12 protein-coding genes and 1 tRNA gene are annotated in these 13,246 nt (G+C 71.6%); 5 read left to right on the top strand and 8 right to left on the bottom strand.

Translation table 11 applies throughout. The features are described 5' to 3' along the window. Positions 1-13 precede the first annotated feature (13 nt). A tRNA-Val gene (locus ACIQ6R_RS10970) sits at positions 14-88 on the bottom strand. 235 nt (positions 89-323) lie between these two features. On the opposite strand from ACIQ6R_RS10970, the gene ACIQ6R_RS10975 reads away from it, so the two are divergent. The 3 genes from ACIQ6R_RS10975 to ACIQ6R_RS10985 all read left to right on the top strand — a co-directional run bounded on the left by ACIQ6R_RS10975 (position 324) and on the right by ACIQ6R_RS10985 (position 2,884). Continuing rightward, entirely contained in the window at positions 324-1,094 is a 771-nt protein-coding gene (locus tag ACIQ6R_RS10975; protein WP_404220290.1) for a DUF4097 family beta strand repeat-containing protein, read from the top strand. Between the two features lie 71 nt (positions 1,095-1,165). Further along, the gene (locus ACIQ6R_RS10980; protein ID WP_404220292.1) at positions 1,166-2,572 is read left to right on the top strand and encodes a hypothetical protein; all 1,407 of its coding nucleotides are present in this window, start codon (positions 1,166-1,168) and stop codon (positions 2,570-2,572) included. Positions 2,573-2,665: 93 nt separating this feature from the next. Continuing rightward, entirely contained in the window at positions 2,666-2,884 is a 219-nt protein-coding gene (locus ACIQ6R_RS10985; protein ID WP_404220294.1) for a zinc ribbon domain-containing protein, read from the top strand. An 87-nt stretch (positions 2,885-2,971) separates the two neighbouring features. Here ACIQ6R_RS10985 and ACIQ6R_RS10990 read toward each other — a convergent pair whose 3' ends face one another. Continuing rightward, positions 2,972-3,616, bottom strand: a complete 645-nt coding sequence (locus ACIQ6R_RS10990) for a response regulator (RefSeq protein WP_404174922.1) — start codon at positions 3,614-3,616, stop codon at positions 2,972-2,974. After that, positions 3,607-4,749: a histidine kinase gene (locus tag ACIQ6R_RS10995; RefSeq protein ID WP_404174925.1), complete on the bottom strand. Its 1,143-nt coding sequence runs from the start codon at positions 4,747-4,749 to the stop codon at positions 3,607-3,609. Before ACIQ6R_RS10995 ends, ACIQ6R_RS10990 begins: the two co-directional genes overlap by 10 nt. 132 nt (positions 4,750-4,881) lie before the next feature. Between ACIQ6R_RS10995 and ACIQ6R_RS11000 the strand changes: the two genes are divergently transcribed. After that, positions 4,882-5,736: a DedA family protein gene (locus ACIQ6R_RS11000; RefSeq protein ID WP_404220296.1), complete on the top strand. Its 855-nt coding sequence runs from the start codon at positions 4,882-4,884 to the stop codon at positions 5,734-5,736. Here ACIQ6R_RS11000 and ACIQ6R_RS11005 read toward each other — a convergent pair. From ACIQ6R_RS11005 to ACIQ6R_RS11015, 3 genes are all read right to left on the bottom strand, one after another. Further along, a complete protein-coding gene (locus ACIQ6R_RS11005; RefSeq protein WP_404220298.1) occupies positions 5,654-6,466 on the bottom strand; it encodes an HAD family hydrolase in 813 nt (270 codons plus the stop codon). The genes ACIQ6R_RS11000 and ACIQ6R_RS11005 overlap by 83 nt on opposite strands. After that, complete coding sequence (locus ACIQ6R_RS11010) at positions 6,466-8,976, bottom strand: phosphoribosyltransferase (protein ID WP_404220326.1); 2,511 nt, start codon at positions 8,974-8,976, stop codon at positions 6,466-6,468. The genes ACIQ6R_RS11005 and ACIQ6R_RS11010 overlap by 1 nt, the downstream gene beginning before the upstream one ends. 81 nt (positions 8,977-9,057) lie before the next feature. Further along, positions 9,058-10,224 carry an HpcH/HpaI aldolase/citrate lyase family protein gene (locus ACIQ6R_RS11015; protein WP_404220300.1) on the bottom strand — a complete coding sequence of 389 codons (1,167 nt, stop codon included), beginning with the start codon at positions 10,222-10,224 and terminating at the stop codon, positions 9,058-9,060. A gap of 208 nt (positions 10,225-10,432) precedes the next feature. Between ACIQ6R_RS11015 and ACIQ6R_RS11020 the strand changes: the two genes are divergently transcribed. Then, positions 10,433-11,410 (top strand): TerD family protein, encoded by a 978-nt coding sequence (locus ACIQ6R_RS11020; RefSeq protein WP_404220301.1) that lies wholly within the window; start codon positions 10,433-10,435, stop codon positions 11,408-11,410. A 107-nt stretch (positions 11,411-11,517) separates the two neighbouring features. Here ACIQ6R_RS11020 and ACIQ6R_RS11025 read toward each other — a convergent pair whose 3' ends face one another. Both ACIQ6R_RS11025 and ACIQ6R_RS11030 read right to left on the bottom strand, forming a co-directional pair. Next, the gene (locus ACIQ6R_RS11025; RefSeq protein WP_404174940.1) at positions 11,518-12,255 is read right to left on the bottom strand and encodes a Tellurium resistance; all 738 of its coding nucleotides are present in this window, start codon (positions 12,253-12,255) and stop codon (positions 11,518-11,520) included. Between the two features lie 167 nt (positions 12,256-12,422). Then, positions 12,423-13,246, bottom strand: an 824-nt coding sequence (locus tag ACIQ6R_RS11030; RefSeq protein WP_404220302.1) for a DUF475 domain-containing protein, incomplete at its 5' end; no start/stop codon positions are given.

Here is a 13,246-nt window from a genome sequence, read left to right on the forward strand (position 1 = left end):
GCTGCGCCGGTCCTGGTGGGCGCGGACGGTTTCGAACCGCCGACATCCTGCTTGTAAGGCAGGCGCTCTACCCCTGAGCTACGCACCCAGGACGAGTCGACAGCCTACATGGCCCGGGGCACTGCCCGGCAAACGTGTTGACGCCGCTACCCCCTCGGCCGGGCGGCCGAGGGGGGGTTAACCCCACCCTCGATCCGGGAGTGGCCCGGATCCCGGCACGGACCCGTGCTCCGTACGGTCGAAGAGCCTCGTCGAACAAGGGCCTCCTCCGCTCCGGAAGGGCCGGACGCGGCACCTCGTAGCCGTCCCAGGGGGAGATCGTCATGGCCGCCCGCACCGTTTCCGCTCGCACGTTCGCCGCCGTCGGCACCGTCGCCGTTCTCGTGGCGGGTCTCAGCGCCTGTGCCTCCGCCTCGGACGACAAGGAGCCCGAGCACCGGTCCTTCGCCCTTCAGGGCCGCACCCTCACCGTCGACTCCGACGACTCCGCCCTGGAGATCGTCGCCTCGGACGACCACACGTCCGGGAAGGTCGAGGTCACCCGCTGGTTCTCCGGATCGGTCGCCGTCGGTTCGGATCCCGAAGTGACCTGGAAGATGGAGGACGACCGGCTGGTGCTGCGCATGAACTGCTCCGGCGTGGTCGCCGACTGCGAGGCCAGGCACCGCATCGAGGTGCCGCGTGGCATCGCCGTCAAGGTGAAGGAAGGGGACGGCAGCGTACGGGCGCGGGGGTTCCGGGACGCGCTGAACATCCGTACCGGCGACGGGTCCGTGCACGTCACCGACTCCACCGGTCCGCTGGAGCTGCGCACCGGGGACGGGTCCGTGCGCGCGGAGGTCTCCTCGCGCCGGGTGAACGCGCACACCAACGACGGCTCGGTCCGTCTCGAACTCGGCACCGTGCCCGACCTGGTGGAGTCCCGCACCGGCGACGGTTCCGTGACGATCACGCTGCCCCGGGCCACGTACAAGGTGTCCACCGAAACCGGTGACGGCGGGGTCGATGTGTCCGTGCCGCGGGACGACGCCAGCAGCCATGTGGTGAGCGCCCGGACCGGTGACGGCAAAGTCACGGTCCGAACCGCGAACTGACCGGCCCGTGTGTTCGTCCCTTACGGGTGGGAGAATGAACCCGGGCAGGACGGACGACACGGGAGAGGGATGTGACGGCGACACCATCGCAGCCGTACTCGCCGATGGTGGCGCGCGCGCAGCGCCTGCCGCACCGCCCCCACCGCCGCCGCGCGCCCGGCCCGGTCCGTGACGCGCTCACTCTCCTGGGCCTGCCGCTCCTCGCTGTACTCGCGCTGCCCGCCGCGTTCGCCGGGGGCGGCACGCGGCGCTGGTTCGGCGGGCGGGCCGAAAGCCAGCGGGCGGAGGCGCAGGCCGCGAAGGACGACGCGGCGGCCGCCTTCTACGACCTGGACACCGCTCAACGGGACCTGCGGATCTCGATAGAGACGATCGCGGCCGTCGACGCCTCCCCCGCCGCCCGGCGCGCGGTCACCGAGTTCGAGGCGCTCGGCCGGCGGATCGACGAGGCCAGCCACCAGTACATCAGCGCCGTCGACGCCCATGACCTGGACCGGGACGATCTGGAGGCGTCCGCCGCCTCCCGCGCCCGCGGTGAACTGACCGCCGCCAAGAACGAGCTCGGCCGCGTCAAGCAGGAGCTGGACCGCTTCGCCGACGGCCTCGGCCCGCTGCTCGGCAAGGCCGAGACCCAGCTGGCCCGGCTGGCGCCCGCCGTCGAACGCGCCCGGCAGGCCCTGCTCGCCGCCTCCAACGCCCTGGACGCCGCGCGGGAAGCCGGGCTGAAGGCGGACGACCTCGCCGCCCGGCTCGCCGCCCTGGGTCCGGAGCTGACCCGGCTGAACCAGGGCGCGGGACAGCACGGCGTGCCCCAGACCCTGGAGCGGGCCGAACGGGTCACCCGGGAGGCCGAGTCGGTCCGCGCCGAGGCCGAGCGGCTGCCCGAGCGCGCCGCCGAGATCGACCACCGGCTGGTCTCGCTGCGTACCCGTGCCCAGGCCCTGACCACCCGCACCGAGCAGGTCGAACCGGTACTGAGCGAGCTGCGGCGGCGGTTCACCGCCGCCTGCTGGCAGGACCTTCAGCAGGTGCCGGACCAGGCCACCGAATCGGTCCGGCAGGCCGAGCGGAAACTGACCGAGGCCCAGGCCGCCCGCGACGAACAGCGCTGGCCCGATGCCACCGCCCTCCTGTCGACGGTGCGGGCGCTGCTGAATGCGACCGACGAGGCCGTCTCAGCCGCCGGAGACCGGCTGCGGCAGCTGAACGCCGTGCAGAAGGACCCCCAGCAGGAGATCGAGCGCACCCGTTTCGCCATCCGCGACGCCCAGCGCCTGGCCATGGCGGGCCGCAACACCCCCGACCCCCGTCACGCGCGCCCGCTGGACGACGCCGTGGCCCGGCTGGAACGGGCGATCACCACACTGGAGGGCCGCCACCCCGACTACTGGCACTTCCTGACGGAGACCGAAGCGGTCCGGCAGACGGTGGCCGGCGTGGTCACCCGCATCCGGGAGGAGCGCGGGGCCGGTCACTGACCGCCGAGCGACCGCCAGTGCTCCACGCTCCGGACCCGACCCGGTTTTCGCCGTCGGACCGGGCCGCTGGACTCAGCCGGTTAACCTGTGCGCATGCCTCGCTACGAGTACCGCTGCCGGAGCTGCGGCGACACCTTCGAACTGAGCCGTCCCATGGCCGAGTCCTCCGCTCCCGCCGCCTGTCCGGTGGGCCACGACGACACGGTGAAGCTGCTGTCGACGGTCGCGGTCGGCGGTTCGGCCTCCGCCTCGGCCCCGGCACCCCCCGCGGGCGGCGGAGGCGGCTGCTGCGGCGGAGGCTGCTGCGGCTGACCTGCCGGCCCAGGTGGTTGCCGGTGCCGGTGCGACCGCGCCGGCACGTCGGCCTTACCCAGCTGCCCTCGGCCCCTTCAGCCCCTCTCAGCTGCCCAGATAGCGCAGTACCGCCAGCACTCTGCGTGAATAGCCCTCACCCCCGGTCAGTTCCAGCTTGTCGAAGATCGCGTTGATGTGCTTCTCCACCGCGCTCTGGGAGATGTGCAGCCGCCGCGCGATCGCCGCGTTGGTGTGGCCCTGCGCCATCTCTGCCAGCACGTCCCGCTCCCGCGCGGTGAGCCGCGCGAGCAGGTCGGTGTGCGTCGTGCGGCCGAGCAGCTGACGGACGACCTCCGGATCGAAGGCCGCGCGGCCGGCGGCCACCCGCTCCAGCGCGTCCAGGAACTCGTCGACCTGGACCACCCGGTCCTTGAGCAGATAACCCACTCCTTCCGTCTCACCGGTCAGCAACTCCGTCGCATACCGCTTCTCGACGTACTGCGAGAGCACCAGCACCCCGACTTCCGGCCACCGCTCGCGTATCTCCAGGGCCGCGCGCAGGCCCTCGTCCGTGTGCGTGGGCGGCATCCGGACATCGGCGACGACCACGTCCGGCGGGTCCTCGGCGACCGCCTTCAGCAGCAGCTCGGCATTGCCGACGGCCCCGAGCACCTCGTGCCCCTCCTCCGTCAGCAGCCGCACCAGCCCCTCCCGCAGCAGGGTCGAGTCCTCGGCGAGGATCACCCGCATGGCAGCTCCGCGGCCACGAGGGTGGGGCCGCCCGGCGGACTGACCACACTGAGGCTGCCGTCGAGAGCCGCGACTCGCCGGGCGAGCCCGAACAGTCCGCTGCCGGCGGCGTTCGCCCCGCCGCAGCCGTCGTCCTGGACGCTCACGTACATCCGTTCCTCCTCCGCTCTGACGGCGACGCTTATACGGGTCGGCGCCGCGTGTTTGACCGCGTTCGTGACCGCCTCGCAGACGACGAAGTACGCGACGGTCGCCACGGCCTGCTCGGGCTCCTCGGCCAGGTCGTACTCCACCCCCACCGGCACGGACGCCCGCTCGGCGACCGTCTCCAGCGCCGCGCGCAGCCCCGCCTCGTCCAGCGTGGTCGGATAGATCCGCCAGGCCACCTCGCGGAGCTCGTCCAGGGCGCGGCGGCTCTCGTCGTGGGCCTGGCCGAGCAGCCGGTCCCGGCGACCGGCGTCCTGGCTGCGGCGGGCCCGGCCGAGCAGCATGCCGAGGGCGACGAGACGCTGCTGAACGCCGTCGTGCAGGTCCCGCTCGATGCGGCGTCGTTCGTCGTTCACCGCGTCGACGACGGCGGCGCGGCTGGCGGACAGCTCGGCGATGCGCCGCTCCAGCTCCTCCTGGTGGCGGGGGCCGAGGAAGTGACGCGCCAGCTGCCCTTCCAGTCCGACCACGCCGAATATTCCCTGCACGGCGAGGAACACGAGGAAGAAGCCACCGAGACTGCCGAGGACGAACGAACCGGGGTTGCGTATGCCGTCCAGCAGGAGCCAGCCGTATATCCCGAAGGTGCCGTACCCGAGGCCGATGGCGGCGGTCAGCATCACCACCCCGCCGAGGACGCCCAGGGCCCAGTGGCAGGCCACGTACCGCAGCGCCCGCACGTCCTCGTACGCGGGCGTGACACGGAGGTCCAGCCATATCGCCAACCGGCCCCGCTCCAACTCCGCCAGTCTCCGCGCGCCCGCGAGGACCGGGCGCAGTACGCCACGCCGACCGGTCGGCCAGGCCGCCACCGGGAGCAGGGCAGCGCCGGCCAGCAGGGCGAAGAGCAGCTCGACGGCGGCCGTGGCGGTCCCCATGATGAGGCCCACCCCGCACCGCACTACGCGTCGCGCCATGTCTCGCATGATCGCGAGGCTAGCCGGGGGCGGCAGCGGCGCACACTGCGGAAAACCGCAATTCCCGCCTGCGGTGCACCGCAGGCAATCCTGCGGTCTTCCTCAGGCTGCCTTCAGCTGCGATTTTCTAGCGTGGTCGTCATGACAGCCATCGCAGCGCAGACGGCCGCGGACAGCGGTGCGGCACCGCAGTGGATCAACGACCTCATGGACGCGCTCGGCGCACCTGGCGCCGGCCTCGCCATCGCTCTGGAGAACCTCTTCCCTCCCCTGCCGAGCGAGGTGATCCTGCCGCTCGCCGGGTTCGCGGCGAGTTCCGGCCGGATGAACCTGATCGCCGTCCTGCTGTGGACGACGGCGGGTTCGGTGATAGGCGCGCTCGCGCTGTACGGGGTGGGCGCGCTGCTCGGCCGGGACCGCACGGTGGCGATAGCGGGGAAGCTGCCGCTGGTGAAGGTGTCCGACATCGAGAAGACGGAGGCCTGGTTCCTGAAGCACGGGACCAAGGCGGTGTTCTTCGGCCGGATGATCCCGATCTTCCGCAGCCTGATCTCCGTACCGGCGGGCGTGGAGCGGATGCGGCTGCCCGTCTTCCTCGCTCTGACCACGCTGGGCAGCGCGATCTGGAACACCGTCTTCGTCCTCGCGGGCTACTTGCTGGGGGACAACTGGTCCAAGGTCTCGGGCATAGCCTCCACCTACTCGAAGGTGATCCTCGCGATCGCCGCCCTGGCGCTGCTGGTCTTCATCGGCATGCGTCTGATGCGGCCGGGGGCCGGCCAACGCAGGCGGGGCCGGGGTCACGACCGCGACCGCGACCGCGACCGCGGACAGGACATACGGCCGCCGGCCGATGACGACGACCGCCCCGACACCCGGGGCGGGGCCGGCGCCGGCGGCCGGGACGGCGAGGTCAGCGAGCCGGGCTCGCCGCGCGCAGGAACTCCCGAAGGATCCGCTCCCCGGCCAGCACGCCGCGCTCGGGCAAGGCGCTGATCGCCGGAGCCGTCCAGTCGGAGTCGGCCAGCTCGCCGTGGCCGGGACGCCATCCCCGGTCGGCGGCGAGCAGCAGGTCGGCGTCGAGGAGGGAGTCTCCGGCGGCGAGGGTGAGATCGGCGCCCGTGCGGCGGGCGACCTCGTACACGGCGGCGCTCTTGGTGAGCGGCTTGGGGACCGCGTAGATCTTGCGGCCCTGGAGGGACACGGTCCAGCCGCGGTTCTCGGCCCACACGGCGAGTTCCTTCACCCAGTCCTCGGGCAGCAGTTCGCGCTCGACGACGAGATAGGCGAAGAGGTCCTCGGCGACCCGGTGCTTGCGCACCCACAGCGGGTCGGCGGTGTTCATCAGGTGGTCGCGGACCTCGGCCAGCGAGGCGCATTCGTCGGCCAGTCGTGCGGTCACCCGCGCGTGCCAGTCGGGGTCGGAGACGCCGTCCACGAGCAGGTGACCGCCGTTGGCGCAGATCGCGTACTTCGACGGAGGGCCGGGGAGGTTGATGCGCTGGTACTGCTTGCGGGTCCGGGTCGTGGTCGGCACGAAGACCGCCGTGTCACCGAGGTCGGTCAGCAGCCCGGCCGCCGTCTCGGTCATGTAGGAGAGGGGTTTGCTCTCGTAGACCTCGACGCACAGCAGCCGGGGTGCCCGCAGGTCGGGCATGGTCAGCCCGAGCGCGGCGGCCGAGTAGATCAGCGTGCGGTCGAGGTCGCTGGCGACGAGCACCGGCATCAGAGCGCCACCGCCTTGCCGTCGGCGCCGGTCGCGCCCCGCGTGTACTTGGGGTGGATCAGTCCGACGCAGGTGTAGGGGAGGTCATCGACCTCCTCGACGGGTACGCCCCGCTGTTCGGCCAGCAGGCGTACATGGTCGAGGTCGGCACCGGCGCCGGCCCGGGCCAGGACCTTCCAGGGCACGCGGCGCAGCATCACGCGCGTGGTCTCGCCGACGCCGGGCTTGACGAGGTTCACGTCGTGAATGCCGTACTCCTCGCTGATGCGCTCGACGGCGGCCCAGCCCTCCCAGGTGGGGGTGCGGTCGGCGGAGAGGAGCTCCTTGGCCTGGGCGTCGACCGTGTCCGCGACGTCCGGGAAGCGGGCGGAGACGGCGTCGAGGAAGTCCGGCGACAGGTCGGCGCCGACGAGTTCGCGGTAGAACTTCGCGCCGTGGAAGTCGTGCGGGCCGACCAGGTCGGCGCGGAGCACGGTGCGGGATATCAGGCCGGAGACGGTGGAGTTGAGGCAGGCGGAAGGGATGAGGAAGTCGTCGCGGGTGCCGTAGGTGCGTACACAGGAACCGGGGTCGGCGAGCACGGCGATCTCCGGGTCGAAGCCGGTGACGCCGTCGGAGACCTCGAAGTCGCGCAGGGCGGCGGCGAGTTCGCGGGTGATGGCGCCCTTGCCGGTCCAGCCGTCGACGAAGACGACGTCGGCGGGGTCGTGACGGTCGGCCAGCCAGCGCAGCGCGTTGGCGTCGATGCCGCGGCCCCGGACGATCGACACAGCGTAGTGAGGGAGGTCGAGACCATGACGGAACTGCGCCCAGCGGCGCATGAGGACGCCGACGGGAGTGCCCGCACGGGCGAGGGATACCAGGACGGGGCGGGGCGACCGCTCGGCGAGCACGATCTCGGTGACGGCGCCGACCGCGCGGGCCAGCCGGGTCGCGGACGTCGCCAGCGCCGCGTGGAAAAGCTCCTGGTACTGCTCGCTGGGCTGGTACTCGACGGGGAGCGACTCCGCGTAGTGCGCGCCGCCGCTCTGGATGGCCTCCTCGCGTTCCTCGGTCGGCGCCTCCAGCGTGACGTCCGAGAGGTCCTGGAGCAGCCAGCCGACCTCGTCGGGCGCGTACGAGGAGAAGTCGGGGCCGCGCAGGGGCTCGGGCAGCATGGGTGGCCTTTCGGAGGCGTGCGGGACGTACGACGGCACGACGGCGAGCAGGACGTGCGGGACGTGGGCCGCGAGCCGGGCCAGCAGTCCGTCGGGCGTGTGCAGTGCGGGGGTGTCGGCGGCCGAGTCGACGACCGCGACGACGGCGTCGAAGCCGGCGCCCGCGACGTTGTAGGCGTAGCGCTCGCCGGGGCCGTCGGCCGGGTCGTCGTGTGCGGGGAAGACCAGGCGGGTGCGTATCGCGTAGCCGGGGTCGTCGACCGCGAGGACGGGAGAACGCGTGGTGGTGGAGTAACGCACATCGGCGTCGAGGGACTGCTCCAGCGTGTGGGCCAGGCGCAGCGGGGCGTACATCAGCTCCTCGAAGCCGAGGACGAGCACGCGGCGGGCGCCCGCGGGCAGTGCCGCGGCGATCCGCTCGGCCATATCGGGCAGGGCGCTCTCCAGCCTGCCCCGCTGGGCGGCCGTGAACCCGTGCCGTCCACCGTCGGGGACTCCTCCGGGCCAGCCCAGGTCGACGCGCGCGACGGAGCCGGGCGACGACGGGGCGGGCGCCTCGGTGCCGGCGGCGGCGCCGCCCGCGAGGGTCACGGGCCGGTCCGGGGCCGGCTCGGCGGTTCGCGTCTCGTACCGGGCGACCAGTTCCTGCCCCTTCTCCAGTACGCCCTCCGGCAGCCGGACCGTGCCCGAGGCGGCCGTCACCAGGTCCACGCGGGCGCCGATCTCCCGGGCGAATTCATCGAGCCGGCCGGCGTCGGCGGGCGAGCGCATGTCGACGAGGGCCACCACGACGTACCGCTTGCGGGGATAGCGCTCGTGCAGGGCGCGAACGGTGTTGAGCACCGTGTTGCCGGTGGAGAACTCGTCGTCGACGAGGACCAGCGGCCCGTCGCCGGCCAGCAGCGCCGGGTCCTCGGGCAGCAGGAGGTGGGAGGTCGCGTGCGAGTGGGACTCCTCGAAGCCGCCCGCCCGGGCGACGCCGGCGACCGGACGGCGGGTGGAGTGCAGGTACGGCGCGGGGCCCAGGCCGTCGGCGACCGAGTGGCCGAGGCCGGTGGCGGTCTCCGCGTAGCCGAGGACGACCGCGCGCTCGGCCGCTTCGGCACCGAGCAGTTCGCGCACCCGCCTGCCGAGGGCGACGCCGTGACCGTACACGACGGAGGGAGACTGCGGGACGTGCTTGCCGAGCACGTTCGAGACGAGCAGGTGCGCCCGCTTGGGGTTGCGGCGCAGGGCGAGTCCCAGCAGGCCGGTCAGTGTGTCGTCACCGGCGAGCTCGACGCCGAGCCGCTCGGCGACCCAGCTGCCGGACCAGACTCCGGCGCGCCCCTCGGCGCGCGCCCTCTCGGTCATGTACTCGTGCCTCCCGTTGTCCACCGCGGCATGGGCCCTTGGGTCGGTCATGGATTCCTTGCGTTCGGTCGGACAGGGCGGTCAGTCGGTCAGACCGGCGGCGAGGAGTTCGACGAAGCCGATGTCCTCGTTCGCCACCCCGAAGACCTCGGCACGCAGCAGCGTGCGCTCGGCCCAGGCACGGTGGGGTTTCACCTCGTTCATCTTGTTCGTGTAGGCGGATCTCAGTACACCCCCGCCGCCGCGTTCCGGCCGCAGGATGTCCTGGGCGTCACTGAACTCCTCGTGGCTCACCACGGACAGCGCGTGCACGGGGAGCACGTGCGAGGGGTGGATGCAGGTCTTGCCCAGCAGGCCGTTGGCGCGGTCCAGGGAGATCTCCCGCAGCAGACCGTCCATCGCGTGTGCGATCAGCTTCTGGCGCAGTTCCACGGCCTGCACCTCCAGGAAGGGGCTCTGCCGCAGTTGCGGTTTGAACATCCTCTCCTGGACCCGGAAGTACTCCCATACCGGCCCGGTCACCGTGAATCCGGTGCCGTCGGCCCGGGCGAGCATGTTCACCACGTCGGAGATCACGGAGGCGACGATCTGGACGTCGTACGCCGTCATGTCGGGGCCCCTGCGCAGCCCGTACGAGGAGCAGAAGTCGGTGACGCCGAGACGCAGGGCGAGCACCCGGTCGCGGTACTTGTCGACCGCGCGGAAGATGCCCTCCAGCGTCTGCACGCGGGACTCCCGATACAGCAGGTCCGGCGACTCCAGCACGGGCATGGCGAAGAGCCGGTGGCCGGCGGCCGCCTCGGCGGCGGAGAGCGCCTCCAGGAAGGGAATGCCGCGTTGCTCGGTGAACTTCGGCAGCACGAAGCCGGACAGCAGCCGCACCGCGGGGCCGAGGCGCCTTGCGAGGTCGGGTATCTGCTCGGGTGCGCGGACCCGGACGAAGAGCAGGGGGACGTCGTCCACGGGACGGGCCGCCAGGTCCGTGAGCTGGCGGACGAGGTTCGCCTCGCCTACCGGCACGTCGGCGTCGTCGATGGAGTCCTCCAGGCACAGCACCATCGACACCACACCGCTCGCGCCCTGCTTGAGGATGTCGTCGGCGAGTCTGGGGCGGGTGGCAGGGCTGTAGAGCGTGGCGCCCAGGGCCGCGGCCAGCAGCCGGGCCGGGGAGTCCGCCGTGAAGGCGCAGGGCTCCTGGTAGAAGAGACGCTTCCGCACGTCAGGGGCTATCTGTCCGAAATGACGCATTAAAACTCCCCCGCGGTGTCTGGGCGACCTGTGAACTGTCCAAAGGTGGCCGGTAATAGTACGTACGTATCCATGTCGGAGGTTCCCACCGGGCATGAATTCCAGGTAACCCGGCCGTGTCGACGGCGGCGACCCGAGGTGAGCGGACACGACCCGAGTACCCGCCCCCGCGTTGTCGTGACCAGGACCGAGAGGGCAGGATGACGGCATGACGCACGCGATGCTGAAGGGGTCGAACGTCCCGCTGCAAGCCACCACGGTACGCGCCGTGCTGCGCTGGACACCCGGGCAGGGGGTCCCCGACATCGACGCCTCCGCTCTGCTGCTGGGGCCCGACGACCGTGTGCGTTCCGACGAGGACTTCGTCTTCTACAACCAGCCCCGGCATCCTTCGGGTCAGGTCTGGCGGCTCGGCAAGAAGCGGGTCGACGAGGGTCTGACCGACACGATCCAGACAGATCTCTCCGGGGTCGAGCCGTCCGTGGGCCGGATCCTGCTGGTCGCCTCGGCGGACGGCGTCGCCTTCGACCGGGTCCGTTCGCTGCGCATCCTGCTGCACGACGCCGCGGCCGCCGACGAGGAGCCGCTGGCGTACTTCGACGTCAAGCCGGAGACGGGCCAGGAGACGGCGCTGATCTGCGGCGAGCTGTACCGGCGCGGAGAGGGCTGGAAGTTCCGCGCGCTGGGCGAGGGCTACTCGAACGGGCTCAAGGGCCTGGCGACCGACTTCGGCATCTCGGTGGACGAGTCGGAGGGGGCGGACGACCCCGTGTCGGCCCCCCGGCCGCAACCCGTCCCGCACACACCTGCCCAGTCCACACCTGCCCAGACCACGCCTGCCCAGACCACGCCCGCCCAGGCCGCGCCCACCCCGCCGGCGGTAAGCCCCGATCAGCCGACGACCGTCCAGCCCCTCCCGGAGGTCTCGCGGCCGCTGCCCCCGGAGCAGCCCGCCGGAGTACCGGCACAGCCCGCGTACGGATATCCGCAGCAGCCGCCGACGACGCAACCGGCCTACGGCTACCCGCAGGCGGCCGGGCGGCCCGGGTACGGATATCCGCAGGCGCCCGCCGCGGCGGGGGTCACCGGCGCGCAGTCCGGCTACGGCTATCCGCCGCCGGCCACCGGGGCACCCGACCCGGACTTCCGGCTGCCACCGCAGGGACCGCAGTTCGTCGGACGGTAGCCAGACACCCGGGACGGGACGGGAGACCCGGGACGGGACGGGACGCCCGGGCGGGAAAGGCTGAGCCTCAGCGGGACAGGCTGAGCCTCAGCGGGACGGGCGGAGCCTCAGCGCTCCGCCTTGCTCTTGTGCCCCCGGCCCCACTGCAGACCCCACCCGTACAGCCGGTCCAGTTCTCCCTGGAAGCCGTACACGAACTTCACCTCACGCCGGACGAAGATCTCGTCCTTGATGTTCTCGATCATCACCACGGCGCAGGACCGAGCCTGCGGGTGGCGCTCGTCGAGGCCTATCTCGATGCGGGGACCGTTGCTCGGGTAGAGCGTGACGATGGCGTGCGTCCGGTCGAAGGCCGGGGTCTGGTCGTAGATGTAGGCGAAGAGCAGGAGGCGCTTTATGGCGTCCTTGTGGTCGAGGTTGACGTAGATCGTCTCACCGGAGGCCGAACCGAACCGGTCGTCGCCGCTGAGCTTGACGTACGGCGGGCCGTTGACGTCGCCGAGGAAGCCGCCCAGCGGCTGGACGACCCCGCGGGTGCCGTCCTGGAGCTCGTAGAGGCAGCCGAGGTCGAGGTCGACGTTGACCATGGACTGGCTGTGGCCGACGACCTCGGGGGGCTTGAGCGCCTTGAAGGGGTGCCGCAGCAGGCTCTCGCGTTGCGCGCCCATGATGTCCGAGGTCCGCATCCGCCAGGAGAGGTTGATGCGCAGATTGCCGGTCGCCGCGCCCTGTTTGGTCAGCGAGACCTGGCTGTGCCGTTTGGTCAGCTGGATGGAGTTGGTCGCCGCGCTGCCCGAGTCGAACTCGGACTCGCGACCGCGCCACAGACCGTCCAAGAAGCCCATTCCCGCCCCCACCTTCGTTCGCACCGTCGACCGTGAACCGCCGACGGGGCGGCCCCGAGGAGTCGTCCTCGTCGGCCGCCCCGCACAGAGCGTTCCTCGTCCGGGCCGTGTTCACACCGAAGGAGCAGGCGCACCGGGGGCGAACCCGGCCCGGGTACAGCGGGGTTTCACACCCCGGAGGAGACCTCCGCCTTCTCCTTGCCGCCGTCTCCCCCGGCCTCGGCGAGCCGCTTGTTGCGGCGCACGGAGGACCAGAAGGAAGCGCCGATCAGGACCACGCCGATCATGCCGGTGATGAACTCGTTGATCTCGTACCGGATGGTCACCAGGAGGACGGCGGCGAGGGCGCCGATGGCGTAGTGCGCGCCGTGCTCCAGGTAGACGTAGTCGTCGAGGGTGCCCTCGCGGACCAGGTAGACGGTCAGGGACCGGACGTACATGGCGCCGATACCGAGGCCGAGGGCCATCAGGACGATGTCGTTGGTGATGGCGAAGGCGCCGATGACGCCGTCGAAGGAGAACGACGCGTCCAGGACCTCCAGGTAGAGGAACATGAAGAACGCGGCCTTGCCGGCCAGCTTGACCGCCGACCTGGGCCTGCCGGCCCGCTCGGCCTGCTCCTCGGCCTCGTGCTCGCGCTCCTCCTCCTCTTCGAGCTTGTCCTCGAAGAAGCCGGAGAGACCGCCGACGACCAGGTAGGTGATCAGGCCGGCGATACCGGAGAGCAGGACCGTCTCGGCCTTGTCGGCGTGCGTGCCGCCGTGCTGGTGTGCGTGGGCGCCGAAGGTGATCGCGGAGACCAGGAGCACGATCAGGGCGATGCAGACCGACAGCATGTCGACCTTGCCGAGCTTGGCCAGCGGGCGCTCCAGCCGGCCCAGCCACTTGATGTCCCGGTCCTCGAAGATGAAGTCGAGGAAGATCATGAGGAGGAACATGCCACCGAAGGCGGCGATCGACGGATGGGCGTCCGTCACCAGCTCCTGGTAGC

The organism is Streptomyces sp. NPDC096048 (genome assembly GCF_044763415.1).
In the GTDB taxonomy this organism is placed as follows: Bacteria; Actinomycetota; Actinomycetes; order Streptomycetales; family Streptomycetaceae; genus Streptomyces.